Annotated in this window: 21 protein-coding genes and 1 pseudogene; all 22 read left to right on the top strand. The window is 60.0% G+C overall.

Features of this window, described 5'->3' with window-relative positions:
- Positions 1-407 precede the first annotated feature (407 nt).
- Entirely contained in the window at positions 408-854 is a 447-nt protein-coding gene (locus G5S37_RS28925; protein ID WP_165209417.1) for a hypothetical protein, read from the top strand.
- Between the two features lie 123 nt (positions 855-977).
- A complete protein-coding gene (locus G5S37_RS28920) occupies positions 978-1,658 on the top strand; it encodes a hypothetical protein (protein ID WP_165209414.1) in 681 nt (226 codons plus the stop codon).
- Between the two features lie 48 nt (positions 1,659-1,706).
- Positions 1,707-3,527 (top strand): type II/IV secretion system protein, encoded by a 1,821-nt coding sequence (locus tag G5S37_RS28915; protein WP_165209411.1) that lies wholly within the window; start codon positions 1,707-1,709, stop codon positions 3,525-3,527.
- A gap of 56 nt (positions 3,528-3,583) precedes the next feature.
- Positions 3,584-4,921, top strand: coding sequence for a type II secretion system F family protein (locus tag G5S37_RS28910; RefSeq protein ID WP_165209409.1), 1,338 nt, complete (start codon positions 3,584-3,586; stop codon positions 4,919-4,921).
- A gap of 84 nt (positions 4,922-5,005) precedes the next feature.
- Positions 5,006-5,458 (top strand): type II secretion system major pseudopilin GspG, encoded by a 453-nt coding sequence (gspG, locus tag G5S37_RS28905; RefSeq protein WP_165209407.1) that lies wholly within the window; start codon positions 5,006-5,008, stop codon positions 5,456-5,458.
- Between the two features lie 11 nt (positions 5,459-5,469).
- Positions 5,470-6,000 carry a general secretion pathway protein GspH gene (locus G5S37_RS28900; protein WP_240914739.1) on the top strand — a complete coding sequence of 177 codons (531 nt, stop codon included), beginning with the start codon at positions 5,470-5,472 and terminating at the stop codon, positions 5,998-6,000.
- Positions 5,997-6,482, top strand: coding sequence for a type II secretion system protein (locus G5S37_RS28895; RefSeq protein WP_165209404.1), 486 nt, complete (start codon positions 5,997-5,999; stop codon positions 6,480-6,482). Before G5S37_RS28900 ends, G5S37_RS28895 begins: the two co-directional genes overlap by 4 nt.
- A 41-nt stretch (positions 6,483-6,523) precedes the next feature.
- On the top strand, positions 6,524-7,276 hold the full coding sequence (locus tag G5S37_RS28890) for a prepilin-type N-terminal cleavage/methylation domain-containing protein (protein WP_206026197.1): 753 nt from the start codon (positions 6,524-6,526) through the stop codon (positions 7,274-7,276).
- A gap of 206 nt (positions 7,277-7,482) precedes the next feature.
- On the top strand, positions 7,483-9,420 hold the full coding sequence (locus G5S37_RS28885) for a sensor histidine kinase (protein WP_165209398.1): 1,938 nt from the start codon (positions 7,483-7,485) through the stop codon (positions 9,418-9,420).
- Positions 9,417-10,073 carry a response regulator gene (locus G5S37_RS28880; RefSeq protein ID WP_165209395.1) on the top strand — a complete coding sequence of 219 codons (657 nt, stop codon included), beginning with the start codon at positions 9,417-9,419 and terminating at the stop codon, positions 10,071-10,073. Before G5S37_RS28885 ends, G5S37_RS28880 begins: the two co-directional genes overlap by 4 nt.
- A 107-nt stretch (positions 10,074-10,180) precedes the next feature.
- Entirely contained in the window at positions 10,181-10,573 is a 393-nt protein-coding gene (locus tag G5S37_RS28875) for a response regulator (RefSeq protein WP_165209392.1), read from the top strand.
- Between the two features lie 61 nt (positions 10,574-10,634).
- The gene (locus G5S37_RS28870; protein ID WP_165209389.1) at positions 10,635-11,441 is read left to right on the top strand and encodes an outer membrane beta-barrel protein; all 807 of its coding nucleotides are present in this window, start codon (positions 10,635-10,637) and stop codon (positions 11,439-11,441) included.
- 140 nt (positions 11,442-11,581) lie between these two features.
- A complete protein-coding gene (locus G5S37_RS28865; RefSeq protein ID WP_165209386.1) occupies positions 11,582-12,463 on the top strand; it encodes a DUF2092 domain-containing protein in 882 nt (293 codons plus the stop codon).
- A 74-nt stretch (positions 12,464-12,537) separates the two neighbouring features.
- A complete protein-coding gene (locus tag G5S37_RS28860; protein WP_165209383.1) occupies positions 12,538-13,218 on the top strand; it encodes a DUF6515 family protein in 681 nt (226 codons plus the stop codon).
- Positions 13,219-13,308: 90 nt separating this feature from the next.
- Positions 13,309-14,139, top strand: a complete 831-nt coding sequence (locus G5S37_RS28855; RefSeq protein WP_165211992.1) for a transporter — start codon at positions 13,309-13,311, stop codon at positions 14,137-14,139.
- A 31-nt stretch (positions 14,140-14,170) separates the two neighbouring features.
- Complete coding sequence (locus tag G5S37_RS28850) at positions 14,171-15,616, top strand: DUF1254 domain-containing protein (RefSeq protein ID WP_165209380.1); 1,446 nt, start codon at positions 14,171-14,173, stop codon at positions 15,614-15,616.
- A gap of 77 nt (positions 15,617-15,693) precedes the next feature.
- Positions 15,694-16,944 carry a cation:proton antiporter gene (locus G5S37_RS28845; RefSeq protein ID WP_165209377.1) on the top strand — a complete coding sequence of 417 codons (1,251 nt, stop codon included), beginning with the start codon at positions 15,694-15,696 and terminating at the stop codon, positions 16,942-16,944.
- A gap of 22 nt (positions 16,945-16,966) precedes the next feature.
- Positions 16,967-18,385: a DUF1254 domain-containing protein gene (locus tag G5S37_RS28840; RefSeq protein WP_165209374.1), complete on the top strand. Its 1,419-nt coding sequence runs from the start codon at positions 16,967-16,969 to the stop codon at positions 18,383-18,385.
- A gap of 59 nt (positions 18,386-18,444) precedes the next feature.
- Positions 18,445-20,754: an arylsulfatase gene (locus tag G5S37_RS28835; RefSeq protein WP_343229932.1), complete on the top strand. Its 2,310-nt coding sequence runs from the start codon at positions 18,445-18,447 to the stop codon at positions 20,752-20,754.
- Positions 20,755-20,775: 21 nt separating this feature from the next.
- On the top strand, positions 20,776-21,810 hold the full coding sequence (locus G5S37_RS28830; RefSeq protein ID WP_165209368.1) for a DUF1214 domain-containing protein: 1,035 nt from the start codon (positions 20,776-20,778) through the stop codon (positions 21,808-21,810).
- A gap of 14 nt (positions 21,811-21,824) precedes the next feature.
- Positions 21,825-22,226: a hypothetical protein gene (locus tag G5S37_RS28825; protein ID WP_206026196.1), complete on the top strand. Its 402-nt coding sequence runs from the start codon at positions 21,825-21,827 to the stop codon at positions 22,224-22,226.
- Between the two features lie 23 nt (positions 22,227-22,249).
- Positions 22,250-22,633: pseudogene (locus G5S37_RS32920) on the top strand (META domain-containing protein); the annotation flags it as partial.
- Positions 22,634-22,640: the final 7 nt, after the last annotated feature.

Below are 22,640 nucleotides of genomic sequence, written 5' to 3'. Positions count from 1 at the left end.
AACTGGACCGGAGCCTCGGAGACAGCAGGAACCGAGCCTGCCCGGGTATCAAGCATACGCGAAGTATGGCCCGGAGCCACGATATTTTTTGCCTGCCCTTGCCCCCGGGGCACTTGGGGATTTCGGACAATGTCAGGGCATTGTGACCCTTGTCCCCGAAGGAATGTTGAAAGTCCTGTCACAATCGTTGGGAAATCCAAATGCAGTCACTAAGGAACTGCTGTTTTCGGCGATGGGAATGGCGGTTCCCCAAACCCCCACCGGCGCATTTCGACCGCCAGGAGTGCGCCGGACGGGGGGCTACTCCCATGAGCACTCTGCTGACATCACTTGCAAAAACCTCCCAGTGGGGTGAAACCGAAACCCAGCCAGCCAGGAAAAGGAAAGAGTTTCATCCGCATCGAGACATGTCCCTCCGCCCGCCCTTCTTTCGTTTCGTCCTGGCCCTGATGGGGGCGGCCATGTTGGTGTGGGGTGCCCGCGAGGTGGCGTTGAACATTCCCGGGCTGCAGACCATCAACCTGTTCGAAATCAGCCGGACGTTCACGATGGTGATGATCGCGGCCTCGGTGGCGGTGGTGGGGATGTCGTGGGTGCCGAAGCCGGTCTTTGGCTGGATTTGCTGGCTGGTCGCCGTCGGAGCCCTCGGCTGGATGGCGTGGGATCAGTGGTCCACCCTGCAGGAACTGGGCCGGAAGTTTGAAGAGGCCACGGCGGAGGGCATGCCCATGCCGGACCTCAAGAAGGTGCTGGCGGGCACCCAGATCAAACCGGGTGCGGTTGCAGTGGTGTCCGGCCTGGTGATCCAGTTCGTGGGTCTCTGCTTGAAGCGGAAGATCCGCAGGGCAGACTGATCGCACGGTCTGGCCTGGCGAGGTGTGAAGTGAGAGGCACGCGACCGGCCACTTTCTTTATCTGTCGATTCCTCAACGGTGCGTGGATTGACAGTTCTCTAGCGTCCCCCTAGACTGGCGCCCATGTTGCGCTGGTTTAACTCTATCACTTCGTGGATTTTCCTGCTGGCGGCCTTGTTGTTGCCCGGAGTGGGGATGGGGCAGGTGCTGGTGTACAAGTTCGACACGAGCGATGCCAAGGGCATCAATTTTCACACGTTCGAGGGAGGGTATGTGGTGGCACCTCTGCTGGGTGGGGATGCGACATTCCTGCTGACCACGAAGGAGGACGGGCGGAGGTACCTGGAGGCGTCCGGCGGTGGCCGGCTCTTCACCGCAGTGAGCGGAAGCGGGGACAAGAAGGCGGTGATTTCCGCGAGCACGGGTCTCGGCACGGCAGAAGGGGCGATTGTGGCGCTGGGTGACATCAATCACACGGTGAAAATCAGCAACCCGACCTCAACGATCACGGCGCGGGTGGCCAAGAGCCTGCACGGCACGCTGGTAAGCGCGGATGACGAGAGCGAGGCGGAGAGCGAGGCCCGGGACGGAAGCATCGGCGCAGCCGGGACAGCGGATGTGAAGATCACGCTGGATGAAAAGGAAACCAACCGGGTGAATGACGACAACCTGACCCTGGCACAGGCGGTGGAGCATCTGAAGCTGGAACTGGAGCGGGAAGGTTATCGCCCGGTCAGTGGTGACGACGATGATGAAGAAGAGGTGGAGGCCACGGAGACTGAGGTCGAGAATCCGACCGAGTAGAGCTGTGGTGTGCTCATCGATGCGTAGGTTTGTGCTATTGTCGTGCCCATGAATGCCCTGCTCACTGCCGCCACACTCGCCGGGAGCTTGGATCTGGAGTTGGTGAAGACCGCGGCACGCGAGGCTTCCGTGAGCGGCCAGCCGGTGGTTGACGCAGTGCTGGAGAAGGCTGCGCTCGGCGAGCATGAATTTCTCAGGGCGCTCGCCCATGAACTGAGATGGCCCTGGCAGCCGGAGTTGCAGCCGGACATGGACGAAGCGGCGGAACTGAAAAAGGAATGCCCCCCGCGCCTGGCCCTGCGGCACCGCCTGCTGCCACTGGCCTTTGTTTCCGCCCACGCTGGCGCGAACGATGCGAACAGTCATGAGGCTGCGGTGGAAGGTGAAGCATCCGCGCCTGCCGTGTCGGAAGACGACAAGGATAAAGGCAAAGACGGTGCCGGAAAGCAGGCGAAGCGCGCATTGGTCGTCGCGTGTTACGATCCCTTCGATCTCATGGCACGCCAGGCCGTGGCGCGCACGGTCACTATGCCGGTACGCTGGACGCTCGCGCCACGGGATGAACTCCTGCGAGCTTTGCAGGGCTTCTACGGGGTGGGCGCGGATACCTTTGAGGACCTGATGAAGTCCCGCGATCAGGACTCGGAGGATGATCATCTCCGCGATGAGGCGAACATCATCGACGAAGATGACGCGGAGGCCTCGGTGCTGAAGTTCGTGAACCAGATCATCCGCGAGGCGCTGGCGCAGCGCGCGACGGACATTCACGTGGAGCCGCTGCATGACAACCTGCGCATCCGGTACCGCATTGATGGTGTGTTGCATGAGACGCCGGTGCCGGAGAACATCAAGGCGCTGCAGGCTTCCGTGCTGGCGCGCATCAAGGTGATGGCGAAGCTGGACATCGCGGAGAAGCGCCTGCCGCAGGACGGCCGTATCAATCTCAAGCTGGAAGGCCAGAGCATTGACGTGCGCGTGGCGTGCATCCCGAGTGTGGAAGGGGAGAGCATCAGCCTCCGACTGCTGGGCCAGGAGAAGTTCACGCTGGAGAAGCTGGGCCTCACCTCGGATTACCGGGAAAAGGTGGAGAGCCTGCTGGCCAAGCCGAACGGCATCGTGCTGGTGACAGGGCCCACGGGCAGCGGTAAGAGCACCACGCTGTATACTTTCCTCTCGCGGCTGAACAGCGTGCAACGCCGCATCGTGACCATTGAGGATCCGGTGGAAAACAAGCTGCCGGGCGTGGTGCAGATTGCGGTGAAGCCGGAGATCAATCTCACCTTCGCCAGCGGCCTGCGGAGCATTTTGCGCGGCGATCCGAACGTGGTGATGGTGGGGGAAATTCGTGACCTGGAGACTGCGGAAATCGCCGTGCGCGCCTCGCTTACCGGCCACCTGGTCTTCTCCACCCTGCACACGAATGATGCCGTGGGCGGCATCACGCGTCTGGTGGAAATGGGGGTGGAGCCCTTCCTTGTAGCATCCTCGGTGCGCGCTTTCCTGGCACAACGTCTCGTACGGTCCCTCTGTCCGCAGTGTCGCAAACCGGCGCACTATAGCGATGAGCAACTGAAGGCCTGTGGCTTCCACGAGGGGCTGGGCAAGACGCTCTTCACCGCCAGCGCCACGGGCTGCCAGGCATGCCGCGGCACGGGTCACTTCGGACGCATGGCCATTTATGAAATCGCCATGGTGACCCCGGCCCTGCAGGATCTCATCAGCCGGAAGGCGAGTGGGAACGAACTCACCCGCCAGGCGCGACGCGACGGTTTCATCTCCATGCGCGAGTATGGCTGGCGCAAGGTGCTGGAAGGCGCGACCACGGTGGAGGAAGTCATGCGTGTGACGAGTGAGGATTTCATGGATTAGCCTTTCTGCCTCGCCCCCTAAGTTGTAATAGTCTGGAAAAACGGAGAACGCACTGCATGCCCGCCTTTCGTTACGAAGCCATGAGCACCTCCGGCCAGCGCAGTGCTGGCACGCTGGATGCGGCGGATCGTGGAGAGGCGGTGCGGAAACTTGCACGACGCGGATTGCAGCCCTTTTCCTTGAACGCGGAAGATGGCAAGTCCGCTACCGCTGTTGCCACCAAGGAGAAGAACAGCAACAAAGACAAGGCCGACAAAAGCTCCGCGAAATCAAAGACTGCCGCCGCTGCTCCGGCGAAGGCAGGGGCGTCTGGAAAGGCTGGCAACGCGAAAGGGGCGGCACCCACGGGCCCCATCAAGCTCACCCGCGCGCAGGTCATCCAGTTCACCGAGGAGCTGTGCGACCTCCTGACGGCGGGCCTTCAGCTTGAGCAGGCTCTTCACGCGATGGAGAACCGGAGCGTGCCTGTGCTGCGCCAGCTTGCCACCTCGGTGCGTGAGCGTGTGCGGGATGGTCTGCCGCTCTCCAGCTCGCTGCATCAGGTGAGTCCGTCCTTTGATGAACTGTACTGCAATCTTGTCTCCGCGGGTGAGGCGGGCGGTGCCCTGGGCTCCATCCTGAACCGCCAGGCACGCCACCTGAATCAGCTGGAGCAGCTCCGCTCCAAGGTGACCGGGGCTTTGATTTACCCTGCGTTTATCGTCGTCTCAGGCATCGCTCTGGCGGTGACCATGGTCACCTTCCTCCTCCCGCGCATGGCAAAGCTGGTGCAGAGCACGGGGAAGGAGCTTCCGATGATGGCGCAGTGGATGCTGAACGCCAGTGACTTCATCAAGACATGGTGGTGGCTCTTTGTCATCGCTGCCATCCTGACGGCAATTGTGGTACACCTGTTGTTCCAAGATAAGGGGCGGATCGCGTGGTGGCATCGCACCATGCTAAACCTGCCCTTGTACGGCCCGGTGCTGCGCACGCGGTTTGAAGTACAGTTTCTGGAAACCCTGGGCAATCTCCTGAAGAACGGCCTGCCCCTGCACCGGGCACTCGAGCTGGTGCGGAAGGCCACGATGAACCTTTATCTGCGTGAGCAATTGGTCTCGGTGGAGACGGCGGTGCACGATGGCGGTTCCCTGAGCCGCGCGATGGAAAAAACGGGGGTGATGCGTCCGCTGGTGGTCGACATGATCCGCGTGGGTGAGCAGACCGGTGAAATGGCGGATGCGCTGGAGAAAGCAGCAGAGCGCTTTGATCGTCAGCTCACCAAGACGATTGACCACGCTACTGCACTGCTGCAGCCGGTGCTTATGCTGGTCATGGCGGTGCTGGTGGGCAGCATGGTGTGGGTGATGATCAGCATCGTCTTCAGCACCCTGCAGCAAATCCAGGAGCGCTGACGTGACATTCATCAGGTGTTTTATGTCCTTACCGTCACTTGCTTCTCCCTTGCCCCTCCCGGCGAAACTCCCTAGACTCACCCCATGAAAATTTCCTCGCATGCCACTCGGTCACAGGCCCGGTTTGGGGCTGACACTGCCGGCTTCACCCTCATGGAAATGATGCTGGTGCTCCTCATCATCAGCCTCATCATCGGTGGCGCGGCTCTCATGTTCCAGAACATCACCGCCAGCGCTGAGAAAAATACCACCAAGGCGAAGGTGCGCAGCTTGGAAGCGAGCCTCGTATCCTACCGTCTCGATAATGGTGGCTATCCCACCCAGGCGCAGGGACTGGATGCGCTGGTGAGCCAGCCGACCGTCGCCCCCCAACCTCGCCAGTGGAAGCAGCTTGTGAAGTCTGACGGCATCGTGGATCCGTGGCAGCGCAAGATGGGCTACCGTAACCCGGGCAAGCACAATCCGTCCGGGGTCGATGTGTATTCCTTTGGCGAGGATGGCCTGGATGGCACGCAGGACGACCTTGGAAACTGGTAGCCACCAGCGCCATGAAGTCCCTCCGTCTGAGGCATGAGCCGCGCTTTGGCGTGGCCTTGACCCTGCGGACGGGTGCGTTCACCCTGCTGGAGTTGATGATCGTGCTGGTCATCATCATCCTCGTCGTCGGTCTCGGAACGATGAGTTTCGATGGCATGATGCAGGAGCAGGAATTGCGCAAGCCGGTGCTGGAGTTCAAGGAACTCGCGGCAGAAGCAGTGCGCCGCGCGACTTTGTATGAGAGGCCGCAGGTACTGGTCTTCGACAAGACGGGCGCGGCGATGCCACTACGCATCCCGAGACCGGGCGACGATACACCTGTGCCGGTGAAACGAGTCACCCTGCCTCCCGGCATGGCGCTCTCGCTACGCCGGTTTGGAGCAGAGAAATTTGCGCCCGCGGAGGGCCAGCGGCTCATCATTACTCCCAGCGGGTTGTGTGAACCGCTGACGGCGCGTTTTGAGAGGGGCCTGTCATGGTTTGAGGTGACGCTGGATCCGCTCACAGGTGCGGCGAAAGAGGAGCGCATGGTGGCGCGATGAAACTTGCAGCCCCCATCATGTACCCGAAAGGCACGTGGCGCCGCAGGCGCTGCCTCCATGAGGCGGGCTTCACCCTGCTGGAGACCATGCTCGCGGTCTTCATCTTTGGCATGGCAGCCGTGGCACTCATCGAGGCCATCAACTCCAGTGGGCGCACCTCAGTTGCCGCGCGGCAGAAGGGAAATGTCCAGGCGCGCCTGGATAACCTCCTGCAGGAAGCCACGCGGGATCCGTTATGGATGGTGGAGAACACGAGGGTGCCCCTGGTCACCGAGAATGAGGTGAGGGATGGAGCCTTCACCTATATCATCCGGAGGGAGCCACTCGAACTGAAGAATCAGGACGGCAATCCATTGCAGGGCTTGTATCTGGTCCGCGTCACGGCGCGATGGATGGACGCAGGTCGTGAGCAGAGTGCGTTTGCGGAGACCTGGGCCTATCCCCTGATCTTCCGCCCCACGGGCATGGGCACACCGCAATGAACGCTTTCACATCCACACCTGATCAGGGATGGCGGGCGTCTGTGAGGCGCCGTCGCGAAGGCGGTTTCACCTTGCTGGAGATGATCATCGTCATGTTCATCACCTCCCTGCTGGTAAGCGCTGTGTTTGGCATTGTGATTGCAGTGACCCAGCTTGCCCAGGATCTCATCACCTCCCAGCAGCGCGGCGCACGCACGCACGCCTTTGTCGAGCTGTGCTCACGCAGTCTGCGCAGCCTGCCACCGAACGCGATGATGCGCCTGCGTACCCGGGAGGACGGTGGCCTTTATACCACCGAGCTCGCTCTGGGAGATGCGCCTTCTCTTTTGTCTGCCTCGGCTGGACCTTTCACTATTTTGGAGACGGAGACCACGGTGGATGGTTATCTGCGGCTGGTCGTGCGGTCCCTCTCTGAAGAGCAACTGCTTGCCTGGGAGATGGGGGACAAGAGACTCGGCACACGGGTGGTGCTTCTGGAGAATGTGCGTATGATGGAATGGCTGGTCTTTCAGCCGCAGACCAGGCAATGGATCAGCGTGTGGAATGAAGGCATGCCGCTCACGGCATTGAGAGAGCCGACTCGAAACGCTCCTCAACAACCCCAAGGTCCACAAGCTCCCGGAGAGAATCCTTCTCCGCCACCTCCGGCTGAAGCGCCGCAGCAGGTGCAGGAGGGGGTGAATGCGTTGAGTCGCCCTCAGCGGCCTACTCTGGTGGAACTCCGGTTCGCGATGGGAAATGAACCGCCCCAGCGGTGGGTCTTCTGGGTGCCGCCGCGTGTGGCTGGCAAGTGAAGTGCGCCCCTTCGTTTAGGAAAGCACTTCAAGACAGGATAATAGATGGGTGCATAAGCAGGAATACCTAGGTGTTTTGCTCACAGGACCATTAATCTGGCAGTAAAATATTCAAATGCTCCATCTGTGGAAGCAAGATTGGCCATTCGCGCCGTATACAGGCATACTTTGGCCGTAATTGCTCTCAGTGCCGTGAAGCCGTTTTTATGCATGGAGTCTCCTCCATCTTCCGCGCATGTGCGGAATTGTGTGCAGCTTGGAGAAAGAGCTGGCGGATTGCCGTCTGTTCGCTCGCCGGGTATGGGGCGATCTTCGTGGTGAGTTCTGAGGCCCTGGGCGCCGTGCCACCTTCCGGCAGCGGCGGAGCGGAGAATCGCGGACCCACCATCTGGGGTATTCATCGCAACGTCGTCATTGGTTCGCTGGTCGTTGGCGTCATCCAGACAGGATTGATTGCCGGACTGCTGGCAAGCAACAGCCGGAGGAAGAGGCTGGTGCGCGAGCAGGAGGAGCGGTTGCGCTTTGAGCGTGTACTTACGGAGATCTCAGCAGACTTGGTGGAGGCCTCGGCGGAGACGCTGGATCAGGCCATCGGCAACGCGCTGGAAAAGGTGCGAGTGATGATGGAATTCCAATCCTGCATGCTGTTTGAGCACGTGCGTGACACGCAGGCGCTCCGCATCCTGTATCACACGGACCCCGCCGTGCGCGAGGCGATCGCAAAGCGGAAGGCAGAGCTGCAGATGCCGTGGATTTGTGCGCAGTTCGAGCACCGGAAGGCCATTCCCCTGGTGAATGCCGTGAATGACCTTCCGGCTGATGCCCGGGAGGAGCAGGAGTATGTGAGGACGAAGAACATCAAGTCCGCCCTCATCATTCCCCTGCACTCCATGGATGGGACCACCCATGGTGTATCATTCTGTACTGCAAGCGACTACCGGGAGTGGAGCGAGCCAGTCATCGCGCAACTCCATGCGTTGGGGGATGTCCTTTCGTCTGCGGTTTCGCGGCATCGTGCTGAAATGGAACTGCGCCTCTCCGAAGAACGTTTCTCCAAGGCATTCCACGCAAGCCCCAGTGCCATGGTCATCTTCCGCGCGAAGGATGAGACCATCCTGGATGTGAATGAAGGCTGGGAGCGGCAGTTCGGCTACACCTATGCCGAAGCCGCCGGCCGCCTGCCGGAGGAACTGGGCCTTTATCGCAGTGAGAAGGAGCGCCTGAAGCTCGCCCGTCTGGTGGATGCCGTGGGCGCCCTGAGAAATCACGAGGTCACGCTGCGTACCCGCACGGAGCGCGAGGTCACTGCCATCCTTTCGATCGAGACCATCCGGATCCACGATGAGGCGTGCTACATCGCCATCTTCCATGACATCACGGATCAGCGGCGGGTGGAGGAGATGCGCCAGTCCATGGTGCACGTGTCCCGACTGGCCCTGGTGGGTGAGCTCACGGCCTCCATTGCCCATGAGATCAATCAGCCGCTGGGTGCAATCCTAAGCAACGCAGAGGCGGCGGAGATGCTCATGGAATCAGAGAATCCACCTCTGGACGATATCCGGCAGATCCTGGCGGATATTCGCAAAGATGACCTCCGCGCGAGCCAGGTCATCCGCCACATCCGGACTCTGGTGCGCCGTGCGCCGGTGAGGCTCGCACCCGTGCAGGTGAATGAGGTTGTGGGGGATGTGCTGAAACTTTTATCGACAGATGCCCAGCGGCGCGGCATTATTCTGCGTAGCGAGCTGGCGACGGATGCGCCGGCAGTGCCCGCGGATCGCGTGCATGTGCAGCAAGTGCTCATCAACCTGGTCGTGAATGCCATGGACGCGATGAAGAGCAACGGCTCCCACGAGCGGGTGGTACTCGTGCGCACTTGGCGTGAGGACAGGCCCGGGGTCGCAGTGTCTGTCCGTGATCACGGACACGGGATACCAGAGGATCGTTTGCCCCAGATTTTTGAGTCCTTCTTCACAACCAAGATGGAGGGGATGGGGTTAGGTCTGGCCATGGCGCGTTCGATCATCGAAGCCCATCGTGGAAGCATCGCGGCGCGGAATCTCGTCGATGGCGGCGCGATGTTCACCTTCACGTTGCCTGCGGAATCTGCGAATGGAACCGCAAACCCAGGGAGGTCCTCATGACCACCTGCGCCGTGGAGACATTGAAAGAGGAGGCTGCGTCCACGGTGCACGTGGTGGATGACGATGAATCCTTGCGTGTTGCGGTCACGCGGCTGCTGCGCGCCGCGGGCTTTCAGGTGCAGTCGTATGCCTCAGCCGGCGAGTACCTGCTGCGTCGGAAGCCGGGGATGAATGGCTGCCTCCTTCTGGATATGCGCATGCCGGGGCCAAGTGGCCTGGAATTGCAGGCAGCGCTGCAGAATGACCGTGATGCTCTGCCCGTCGTCTTCCTCACCGCGCATGGGGACATCCCCATGAGCGTGCAGGCCATGAAGCAGGGAGCCGTGGACTTTCTGACGAAGCCGGTGGAACGCACCGCCTTGCTGCACGCCATCAAAGGAGCGCTCGCGAAGCAGACGGATGAGAGCCAGTCGAGGCGCTCTGTGGAGGAGTATCGCGCCCGCCTGCGCAGTCTCACGGATCGGGAGCATCAAGTCTTTGTGGGTGTGGTGTCGGGAAAGCTGAACAAACAAATCGCCGCGGAGCTGGGCACCGTGGAGCGAACGGTGAAGGCGCATCGCGCGCAGGTCATGACGAAGATGCAGGCCGCATCCCTCGCAGACCTGGTGCACATGGCGGACGCACTGCGTGCAGCGGGCTGCACTATCGAGTAGCCGGTTGGTTTAGGGGACCCTGTACCAAAGTACAGGGTGGTGTGGAACCAAGGTACAATACCTGATTCGCGCACCGGGGACTATATCTGGCCTCTCACCCCTCGCGAATGATGGCCTCTGGAAATCGCGTTGTCATTGTGGAAGACGACCCCGGCATGAGCCAGGCCGTCGAGCGGTTGCTTGGCGCTGCAGGCTACCGGGCGTTGTCTTATTCCAACGCGGAGGCGTTGCTGCAGTCACCGCCAAAGGAGGAGATCTGCTGCTATGTCTTTGATATCCGGCTGACCGGCATGTCGGGGCTCGATCTTGCGGAGCGACTGCATCAATCCGGAGACGCCATCCCCTTCATCCTCATGACTGCGCATGATGATGAGGCAAGGCAATCCCATCCGGCCATGGCCCGTGCGGCAGCGCTCTTCACGAAACCCTTTTCGGGCAAGGCCTTTGTGGCCGCCATCAGAGAGGCCGCGCTTCCCGAAGCCACGGGCCGGTCACCGTGACGCATGACTTGCCCTGCCCGCAACGCCACCTCCTCCAATCACCCAACCGCACCACACCCACATGAAATCAGCAGCTACAACATTCCTCCGCACCGCCGCGATGGCCGCCGTCCTTGGATCGGCGGGTCTGTTCGCGGGAACGCCGTCGCCCTCCAGCAAGTCAGTGGTCGTTCCCCCGGAGCCACCACCGGAGAAGCCGTGGTACGTCACCGTGGCCGCGTACGGCTGGCTCGGTGCCGTGAATGGTGAAACGGGCATTGGACCCATCACGGTCAGCGCGGATACGAGTCTTAATGATCTCATTGATGAGTTCGATGGCTCCTTCATGACCTACATTGAGGCGGGTTGCGATCGCTGGAGCCTGGGCCTCGATGTCATCTGGGGAAAGCTGAAGGATGATGCCTCTGTCGAGCGCGGGCCCTTCTTTGGCAAGGTGGGCTTCGAGCAGGAGCAGTGGGTCATCACAGCCCGCATCCAGTATGCGCTCATCAAGAATGACACGACGCGGCTCGATGTCTTCGCTGGTGGTCGCTGGATGTATCTGGAGGTGGATATCGATGTGGATACCAACCTCGGGCCGGGCCGTCACTTCGGCATCAAGGAGGATTGGATCGATCCCATCGTGGGTGCCCGCGTCATTCATGACTTCACCGACAAATGCTTCGTGCAAGTCATGGGTGACATCGGTGGATTCGGCGTGGAGTCGGAACTCACCTGGCAGGCACTGGTTGGCCTTGGCTATCGGTTCAATCCGAAACTCTCCACGGTCATCGGCTATCGCGCCCTCGGGGTGGACTACGACAAGGATCAGTTCCTTCTCGATACCATCTCACATGGTCCGTTCGTCGGACTCTCCTACACCTTCTGAAAAAGATCATGCCCCGGTGCAGCGACACCGGTCAGGAACAATTCCCCCGAAGGCCGGAATGGAGGCAGGGAAAAAGGTCCCTCCACCCCGGCCACACCAATCATCCCCGTCAGACAACGCGGACATCCTCGCTTCATCTCATGAATACAAACCCTTCGAGATTGGCTGCCTGCTGCATTTGCGTGGCGGCGTTTCTTTGCCCCGCGCTTCATGGACAAGACTCCATAGCTCCTGCGACTGCCACGCAATATCAGGCAAAACCGGAGGGGCAGATCCAGAACAAACTGGATCCCAAAGCTCTGGTCATCATCAATCGCGCGGCGGACTTCCTCGCCAAGGCACCGCAGTACCAGGCCACTGTCGAGGTGAGTCACGACGTGGTGTATGGCGAGAAGTCGAAGCTGCAATACACCAAGCAGCTCGATATCAAGCTGCGCCGTCCGAACCGGCTCAAGGTGGATGTCTCCACCACGGTACCGAGACGCTCCTTCTGGTATGATGGCAAGAACGTGACCCTCCTGGATCACAAGGAGAACTACTACGCCTCTTCTCTTGCACCGGACAAGATCGATGCCATGGTGGACCATGTGGAGAAGACGCTCGGCGTGGTTTTCCCGCTGGATGATCTCGTACTCTCCAAGCCGCTGAGCGAGCCTGCTTCGAAGGCGAAGAACAGTGCCTATCTGGGCAAGGAGAAGATCCTCGGAAAGGTCTGCCATCATGTCGCCTTCGGTCATGAGGCCATCGACTGGCAGGCGTGGGTGGAGGACGGCCCGAAGCCACTGCTTCGCAAGGTGGTTATCACGCTGAAGTACGAAGAAGGCTTGCCGCAGATCACCGCCTTCATCTCGAACTGGGACACAGGCACCAAGCTGCCGGACTACGTCTTTGAGTTCGAAGCACCCAAGGGTGCGGAGGCCATCAAGTTCCTCGCCAGCTCGGACGATAGCCCTGACGCGGAAAAGGATAAGTCGCCTGCGCCCGCGCGCGTGCCCGCCGTTGACGTGAAAGCCGGCAACTAAATCAACCAACCATTTCGCCCCCACAACCTATGAAGACGCATCAACGATTCGCGACAGGTACTGGAGTCACTGTCATGGCCGCATTGCTCGCCGCATGGATGCCGCAGCAGTCTCTGCAAGCAGACTGGCACCGGAGTGGGAGCATTCATCGCTCAGCCCACATCGATGCCCATGGATGGGGCGGTGGTGGGCATGTGGATATCAATCGCAACTTCCATCGAGATGTCGATGTGCATGGACACGGTGGCAGTTGGGATGTGCACCGCGACATCCACCGTGATGTGGACATCGACGTTCACAATCATGATCACTTCTGGGGTGGTGTGGCTGTGGGTGCTGCAACGACGCTTGCGGCAGGTGCCATCGTGCACTCGCTGCCTCCCACGCATACGACGGTGGTCGTGGCGAACCAGCCCTACTACTACGACGCTGGGGTGTATTACAAGACCGCGCCCAGCGGGGGTTATGTCGCGGTAGCTGCGCCTCTCGGTGCAGTAGTGGCGGTGGTGCCTCCCGGCTCGGTTCCGGTGGTGCTGGGGAACCAGACCTACTTTTACCAGAGTGGGGTCTACTACCAGCAGCAAGGGACGACCTTCATCGTAGCGCCTGTGCCGATTGGAGTGGTGGTGCCCACGCTCCCTCCCGGATCGCAAGCCACGGTCATCAATGGCCAGACCTATTTCAACTATCAGGGCGTCACCTACCAGCCGGTCTTCATGAATGGAGCCACCTCCTACATGACGGTGAAGATCTGACGTCACCCGTTGATGGAAAACGCCACCACATCATACCCTATCATGTTCTCCCAATCTTCCCTTGCCCTGACTGTTTTGGTTGCAGCGTCCATGGCTGCGTCCGGTCTGCATGCCGCCGCCGCACCGGCACCCGCTCCATCCGTTCCGCCGGATGGTTCGCTTCAGGCGTCCATGGCTCCCTCGCATGCAGGTGCGGATATGGGCGCGATTGCCGAGAAGTTGAACGACCCCACGGCCTCGCTGATCAGTCTGCCTTTTCAGAACAATTTCGACTGGGGTGCGGGTCCGGATGGTGATGGCTTCCAATACAAGCTCAACGTTCAGCCGGTCGTGCCCATCGACTTGAATGACGACTGGAAAATCATCTGGCGCACCATTCTGCCCTTCATCACCCAGGAGGACGTCATCGGCACCAGCGACCAGACCGGACTCGGCGACTTGAATACCACCATCTGGCTGTCACCGAACAAGAAGCACGAAGGCCAGCCCACCATTGGCATTGGTCCCATTCTTCAGTTCCCCACGGCCACCGATGATCTGCTCGGCGCGGAGAAGTGGGCCATCGGTCCCTCGTTCATCTTTGTGCATCAGAAGCACGGTTGGACTGCTGGCATCCTGGCAAATCATCTCTGGTCCGTCGCGGGAGAAGAGGACCGTCAGGACCTGAGTGTCACCTTCCTTCAGCCCTTCCTCAGCTATACCACACCGAAGCACACCACCTTCGGTATCAACAGCGAGTCCGGCTATGACTGGGAGAATGAGCAGTGGACCGTCCCCCTCAATGTCTTCATCACTCAACTGGTGAAAATCGGCAGCACGCCCGTGAGCTTCCAACTCGGTGCCCGCTACTACGCCGAGGCACCGGCGCAAGGACCCGAGTGGGGCCTCCGCATCTCCGTCACGCTGGTGTTCCCGGAATAAGGTTGGCGCAAGTCATTACCGAACCGCACATATGAAAACGCACCTATCGCATCTCTTGCTGACTTTGACCGGAGTAATGGTATTCCGCTGCGCAGTCGCGCAGGACTACGAGTTCAAGGGTGGCTATCCAACTGCTGAAACCATCCAGAGGGCGTATGATGATGCTGACTTGAATCGCGCCATTCAGGCCTACAAGTTCTTCTATCCCACGGTGTCCATTCTGGCCACCTATGAGGGGAACGCCCGAGCTGGCATGGTGGAGAACAAGAATCCCATGCTCATGCTGGGCACCCCCGCGCAAGCGGTGTTTACGCCGAACTCCGACACACCATACGCCGGAGCGAACTTTGACCTGAGCAAGGGTCCGATGGTGGTGGAGATTCCGCCGGGCGCGGTGATGTCCGTGGTTAATGATCTGAATCAGCGCTACGTGATGGACCTCGGCCTGCCCGGTCCTGATGCGGGCAAAGGAGGCAAACATTTGGTCATTCCGCCAGGATGGAAAGGAGAGATTCCCCAGGGTTACTATGCGGCTCAAGCGACCACAAATCGTGTGCTCGTGCTGTTCCGCGCAATACCGACGGGTGGGGATATGAATGCGGCCATAGACAAACTCAAGTCTATCAATTTCTATCCACACAAGGGCGGAGGAGACGCCGACAAGCCGGTGTGGCTTGAAGTGGGCGCCAAGTTTTATGATTTCACCCCAGTTCCTTGGGAAGACAATCTCGAATACTGGAAGAAACTTCACTCAGTAATCGATGCTGAGCCTCCGTACGAGGCTTACCGCATGTATTACGGCGAACTTGCCATGCTTGGGATCCAGAAGGGCAAACCCTTTGCTCCTGACGAGCGGATGCAGATCATCTTGGAGAAGGCAGCGAAAATGGCGAATATACAGATGCGAGTCCAGTCGTTCGCGGACCGACGTCCAGAACGAATCGCGTGGCCGGACCGGAAGTGGGAATGGGCCAGCTTGCGCTTCGAGAACGGTACCTTTGACACACCGAACTACAAGGATCTAGAAGCCCGCGAAAAGTGGTTCTACCAGGCGCAGATCGAGTCGCCTGCAATGTTCCGCCGAGATGAGCATGCAGGTTCGCTCTATTGGTTGGGCGTGCGTGACGCCTCAGGGGTCTATCTCGACGGAGGCAAGACTTACAAGCTCACTGTGCCACTGCCAGTACCGGCGAAGCTCTTCTGGTCAGTGACGGTATATGATACTTACTCGAGAAGCGAGATCGTCAACCAGCAGGGCACCGCCGCCATCCGGTCTCTACAAGAATTGAAAGACCTCGGTGATGCAAAATCCGTGGACCTGTATTTCGGGCCCAAATTGCCCGCTGGCGCAAGTGAGAAGCGTTGGGTGCAAACACTCCCTACCAAGGGTTGGTTCACCTACTTCCGCATCTATGGCCCGGGAGCACCTGCCTTCAATGGCGCATGGAAGCCTGGTGACTTCGAAGAAGTAAAGTAGCCCCACGATACAAACTCAGGCAGCCTCATCCCTTTCATCTTCCCTCCGAAACAAAGGAATTGTCCTTACCCTTTCCCATGTTTGAAGGCGTCACCATCCTTACCACCTTTGCCATCGCCATGACCATGGTCGTGCTGATGCCGAAGCTCATGGAGAGGCTGCGGCTACCGGGGATCCTCGGCTTCATCATCGCAGGTTTCCTGCTGGGGCCCGCAGTCACGGGACTCATCAAGCAGGACGGACCGGTCATCTCGCTCCTCGCGGAACTGGGGAAGCTGCTCTTCATGTTCTTCGTCGGCTTCGAGATCGATCTCGATGATTTCAAGAAGACACGCACGCGTTCGCTCACGTTCGGCGCGCTGACCTTCATCCTGCCCTTCGTCGCCGGGGTAATGGTGGGCAGGCTCACAGGGTTCGGGTGGAATGCGTCCCTGCTCATTGGCTCCATCATCGCGTCGCACACGTTGCTGGCCTTTCCCATTCTGCAGAAGCTAGGTCTCACGCAGCATCCCACGGTGCTCATGGTGGTGGGCGGCACCATCTTCACGGACATCGCCTCCATGCTCGTGCTGGCGGTGACGGTGAGCGTGCATCTCACTGGCTTCTCCTGGAGTTTCCTCGGGAGGGAATTGCTGGAGCTCGCCATCTTCGTGCCGCTCATCTTGTTTGGCGCGGGCAATCTCGCGCGCAAGGCCATCATTCGGTACGGGCAGAAGCCCGAGCTGCGTGTGACCATCATGCTGGTGGTGATCGTGGTGTGTGCGGAGGGCGCGCGCATCATCAATCTGGAGGGCATCGTGGGAGCTTTCCTCGCGGGTATAGCCGTGAAGCGCGCGGTGCGCGGGAAGTTCGCCGTGGAGCAACTCGAGGTCACGTCACAGGCACTGTTCATCCCCGCGTTCTTCCTCACCACTGGCTTTCTTGTCGATCCTGCGGTGTTGAAGCAATCCATCACCGAGAGCCCTGGCATGACTTTCGGATTGCTCGCCGCCGTGCTGGCTGGGAAGTCTGTCGCCGCCTGGCTCACGGGCGTCATCTTCCGCCAGCCGCGTCACGAGGTTGCGACGGTCGCGAGCCTCTCCTTCCCCCAAATGGCCGCGACCCTGGCCTCTGCCGTGGTTGGCTACCAGTGCATCAACAGCCACGGCGAGCGCCTGCTGGATGCGACCTTTGTAAATGCCTCGGTGCTCATCGTCATCGTCACCTGCGTGCTCGGCCCCATCCTCACCGAGCGGTATGCGAAGCAAATGCGGCAGGATGCCGAGCAGGCAGCAACAAAGCCCGAAACAGCAACAACCCTCGAGCCGCCCGCAGCGGCACGGTGCTGATATACCTCGATCACACACGCCTATGAAGCCCAATTCATACAATCAGCACGCGCTCCTCCTCGCCACCCTCACGGTAGCGTTGGGAACGGTCGCCCTCTCCGAGGAATTTTCTCCTGAGGAACTTCAGAAGCGTGCCATCCACCGTCGCGCGGTCGAGGCAGTCATCTGGGGCATTCCTGCTGTGAACTACGAGCGCATGCTGCAGGCGACGATCGACAACGGCGGGAAACTCAACCAGGTCGTCTATTGGTCGCGGCCGGTGAACTCGAAGAACCAGACGCTCACGCCCAATCCGGACACAATCTACCTCAACCCATTCTACGACACCTCGAAAGGCCCGGTGGTGGTGGAGATCCCTCCGGCGGACGAGAACAACGTGATCGTCGGCAGCTTTGACATGGCGTGGCAGAATGCGCTTGAGGATGTCGGGCCGGCTGGCGCGGACAAGGGGAAGGGTGCGAAGTATCTGATCCTGCCGCCTGGTTATAAAGAGAAGGCGCCAGAGGGATACATCGTGCTGGAGTCTGAGACCAATCGTGGCTTCGTGATCCTGCGTTCAAACTTCAAGAGCCGCAGCGATGCCGACATCAAGTCCGCCGTGGAGCACGGCAAGAAGGTGAAGATCTACCCGTTGGGCGGCAACCCAGACTCGACCGTGTACGTGGACGCGTATGACAAGCCCTTCGATGCGACGATACCCTATGACGCGACATTCTTCGAATACCTCGACCGTTTCGTGCAGGCAGAGCCATGGATCACGCGTGACAAGGTGATGATCGACTCGCTGAAGACAATTGGCATTGAGAAAGGCAAGCCGTTCACACCAGATGCGAATACGAAACGGATCCTCGAGAGTGCGGTGCGTGAAGCTCATGCTGAGGTGGCGTTAAAATTCGAGAAGGGTTTCGTCCCGCCGTTCTTTGATGGGACGCGCTGGGGATTGCCGATTCCGAAGGAAACGGTGGATGGCATGGGCTCGGGTTTCGCCAAACCAAATGAGTACGGTATCGACGGCCGGGCGGTGATGTATCACATAGGATACTTCAGCGCGAAGCATCTGGGCACCGGTCAGTTCTATCTGATGAACATCAGCGACCGCGAGGGCAAATCTCTGGAGGGAGACAAAACCTATCGCCTGACAGTCCCGCCGAATGCGCCCATCGAGCAATACTGGTCCGTGACTGCCTATGACCGCGAGACGCACGCGCTGATCGTCGGCATGTCCCGCCCGAGCCTCGCTTCGAACGACACGTCAGTGCAGAAGAATGCGGACGGATCCACGGACGTCTACTTCGGTCCCAAAGCTCCTGCCGGAAAGGAAGCCAACTGGGTGCCCACGGACCCGAAGAGGCAGTTCGAACTGCTGTTCCGCCTCTACGGCCCGAAGAAGGAGCTCTTCGAGAAGGCGTGGAATCTCCCGGATGTGGAGGAATTGAAGTGATGCGCCCCATGAAACTCACGCTGACTTTCCTCGCTGCATTCATCGGACTGCAGGTGGTGATGCGTGCCGCGGAGGTGCCTGATGATGGCTCTGTGCTGCCCTTCCCGCCGGCTCCGATGGCCGGTACCGCGAAGCCGCGCTTGCAGGACTCGGCCATGAAGTGGCCTGAGCAGTCGCAGCGCCTGCCCAAGGACGCACCGAACATCCTCATCGTGCTTATCGATGACGTGGGCTTCGGCATTCCGGAGACCTTCGGCGGCGAAGTGCACACGCCTACACTCACGCGTCTGGCGGATGAAGGTCTGCGGTACAATTGTTTTCACACCACTTCCATCTGCTCGCCCACGCGAGCGGCGCTGCTGACAGGGCGCAATCATACACGCGTGGGTTCTGGCACCATCGCGGAGCGTGCCGTGGCCTTCGATGGATACACGGGCATCATTCCGAAGACTGCTGCCACGGTCGCCGAGGTGCTGAAGCAGTATGGTTATCACACCTCCGCCTTCGGCAAGTGGCACAACACACCCGCGACTGAGACCACCGCCATCGGCCCGAAGGATCGCTGGCCCAATGGCTATGGCTTCGAGTACTTCTATGGCTTCCTCGCCGGGGAGACCTCCCAATGGGAGCCGCGCCTCGTGGAGAACTATGACCCGGTGGAGCCGCCGCATGATGACCCGAAGTACCACCTCACGGAGGACATGGTGCAGAAGGCGCTCGCGTGGCTGGACAAGCGGCAGTCCTTCGCGCCGGACAAACCCTTCCTCATGTACTGGGCGCCTGGTGGCGTGCATGGCCCGCACCACATCTTCCCCGAGTGGGCGGACAAGTACAAAGGCAAGTTCGACACGGGATGGGATGCCTATCGTGAACGCGTATACAAGCGGCAGCTTGAGATGGGCATCATCCCGCCGGGCACGAAGCTCACACCGCGAGATGACACGATGCAAGCCTGGGCGGATATACCGGAGGCCCAGCGCGCTTTCCAAAGTCGTGGCATGGAAATCTTCGCCGGGTTCGTGGAGCACACGGATGCGCAGGTGGGTCGATTGGTGGCAGGGCTCGAGCAGCGCGGCTTGCGCGAGAATACCCTCATCTTCTACATCTGGGGTGACAACGGCTCCAGCGCCGAGGGCCAGCAGGGCTCCATTAGCGAGCTGCTTGCTCAGAACAACATTCCCAACACCATCGAGCAGCAGATCGCGGCTCTGGAGAAGCTGGGCGGACTCTCCGCACTCGGCACGCCGAAGACGGACAACATGTACCATTCCGGTTGGGCATGGGCGGGCAGCACGCCTTTCCGTGCGACGAAGTTAGTGGCATCGCATTTCGGCGGCACGAGGAATCCCATGGTGGTCTCGTGGCCGAAGGGCATCACACCGGACAAGACCATCCGCTCGCAGTTCCACCATGTGGTGGATATTGCTCCCACCATCTATGAGCTTCTGGGCATCAAGGCACCCAAGGTGGTGAACGGTCAGGAGCAGATGAAGCTCGACGGCACCAGCCTCGCCTACACCTTCACCGATGCGAAGGCAGCCACGCGCAAGGAGGTGCAGTTCTTCGACAACAACGGCAGCCGCGGCATCTACAAGGATGGGTGGTACGCGTGCACGTTCGGACCCTTCATTCCCTGGAACACACCCGCCTCCGCGCCGCGATTGGCGAAGTGGGATTCGGCTTCGGATCCGTGGGAGCTCTACAACCTGAAGGCGGACTTCTCCCAAGCGGACGATCTCGCGAAGGCGCAGCCCGAAAAGCTCGCGAAACTGAAAGAGGAATTCCTCGCACTGGCGGAGGATAACAAGGACTTCCCCATCGGCGCAGGACTCTGGCTGCGCATGCATCCTGCGGATCGCATCAAGACATCCTATACTGACTGGACCTTCAATGCGAACACGCGGCGCATGCCGGAGTTCAGCGCGCCTGGCATCGGTCGTGAGAGCACCAGCGTGACGCTCGATGTGGAGGTGCCTGCCAATGCCGATGGCGTGCTGTACGCGCTTGGCGGCGCGGGTGGGGGAGTCACCCTTTACATGGACAAGGGGCACCTCGTGTACCTCTACAACATGATGATCATCGAGCAGTACTCTGCTCGGAGCGAATCAGCCCTCGCTGCTGGGAAGCACAAGATCGAAGTCATCACGAAGATCGCTGGACCCGCCAAGGGAGGCAGTGCCACGCTCCTGGTGGATGGCAGGGAAGTGGGCAAGGCGGACCTGAAGCGCACCGTGCCTGTCGCCTTCTCCGCAAGTGAGACTTTCGATGTCGGTGTGGATCTCGGATCCACTGTGTCGCTGGATTACTTCGATCGTCGTCCCTTCGCCTTCACCGGCACCATTCAGGAAGTGCGCGTGAAGCTGCAATGAATTCATCAAGATACCGTCCTCATGAAACAAACTCTCTCCCTTGTCGCTTTGTCGCTCACTCTGAGCGCGGCCTTCACCAGCATCGCCCACGCTGCGGACCCCGTCCCCGTGACCGTGGATAATTTTATCCGTGCGGAGTCAGATCTGTACTTCACCAATCTCCTCAAAGACAGCGGCGGAGTCCTTGGAAAGTTTAACCACCGTCGCGAGCCAGCGTCTATCGAGAAACAAACGGTCATCCGGCTGAACCGTGACACGCTCTATTCCTCGGCTCTCGTCGACCTCGATGCCGGACCCGTGACCGTGACGCTGCCGGATGCGGGTACTCGCTTCCGCTCGCTCATGGTGGTCAACGAGGACCACTATGTGCCAGACGTCAGCTATGAATCTGGTGTCTACAAACTGGACAAAGATAAAGCCGGCACGCGCTATGCGGTGATAGGCATTCGCACGCTGGTGGATCCCGCTGATCCCAAGGACATCTCCGAGGTGCACGCGCTACAGGATGCTCTGAAAATCGAGCAGCCCGGTGGTCCGGGCAAGTTCGAGGTGCCGCAGTGGGACCCGGTGAGCCAGAAGAAGGTGCGGGATGCGCTGCTGGTTCTGGGCTCCACCATGCCGGACTTCAAGAAGGCCTTCGGCACCAAGGAGACGGTGGATCCCATCCGCCACTTGCTTGGTAGCGCCATGGGCTGGGGTGGCAATCCGGACAAGGATGCCGTGTATCTCAATGTCACTCCAAAGCAGAACGACGGTGAAACGGTGTACAAGCTCGTGGTGAAGGACGTGCCAGTAGACGCCTTCTGGTCCGTGAGCGTTTACAACGCCCGGGGCTACTACGAGAAGAACGAGCACAACGCCTATACCATCAACAGCATCACCGGGAAGAAGGGTGAGGATGGTTCCATCACCATCCAGTTCGGCGGCTACGATGGCAAGACGGCCAACTGCATCCCCATCACCAAGGGGTGGAACTACACCGTGCGCCTCTACCGCCCGAAGAAGGAGATCCTCGACGGCACCTGGAGCTTCCCCGAGCCGCAGCCGGTGAAGTAAATCGGCAGTCACCCATGACGACCATGAACATGTTTCATCACCATATCGCCAGCTTCGCGGGCATCCTCTGCGCCTCATTTGGTTTTGCCACCACTGGGGTCGCTGAGGAGAAAGCAGCGCCGCCCCAGGAGATCGCAGGCAGCAAGCTGGAGTACAAGGATCTGCACGGCAGCTATGTGTACACGTTTGCGAAGGATGGCTCATACACCTTTGCCGCTGTGCACCAGAGCGGCAAGTCCGAGGGCGAGCGCAAGGGGGCCTACAAGTATGCCGTGACTCCGCCGGACAAGGCCAAGCTGAGTCTCGACAAGGACACGGTGATTGCCCTGACCTTCGAAGCGCCACTGAAGGGAAAGCTCACGGTGGATGACGATGTGCGTCCCCATGCCTTCACGATCACACCGGGCAAGGAATAACAAATACCAACTGCACGAACGCTATGAAGTCCGCACTCTTCCTTGGAATCCTGGGTCTCATGATGGCGCAGCTCACCCAAGCTGTCGTCCACGGAGCGGAACCATCGCTTTCAGGCACTTCCTGGAAGCTCGTCAAAATCTCCTACAGTGATGATAAGACGCATACACCCCCGGAGTCGGCGAAGTACACCCTGGAGTTCCTCGATTCAGGACGGGTGAGTGCCCAGATTGATTGCAATCGTGGGAACGGTACCTGGAAGTCTGAGGCACCCGGGAAGATTTCGTTTGGAGCCATGGCCACCACGAGGGCGATGTGCCCGCCGGGCTCCCTCTTTGACAAAGTGGTGCGCGACCTTCCGAATTTCACCTCCTATGTGGTCAAGGACGGGAAGCTCTTCCTCTCACTGAAGGCCG

It is taken from the genome of Roseimicrobium sp. ORNL1, from assembly GCF_011044495.1.
GTDB lineage: Bacteria > Verrucomicrobiota > Verrucomicrobiia > Verrucomicrobiales > Verrucomicrobiaceae > Roseimicrobium.
Note: the sequence above shows the minus strand (reverse complement) of the source record. Positions and strands in the feature narration are given on the sequence as shown.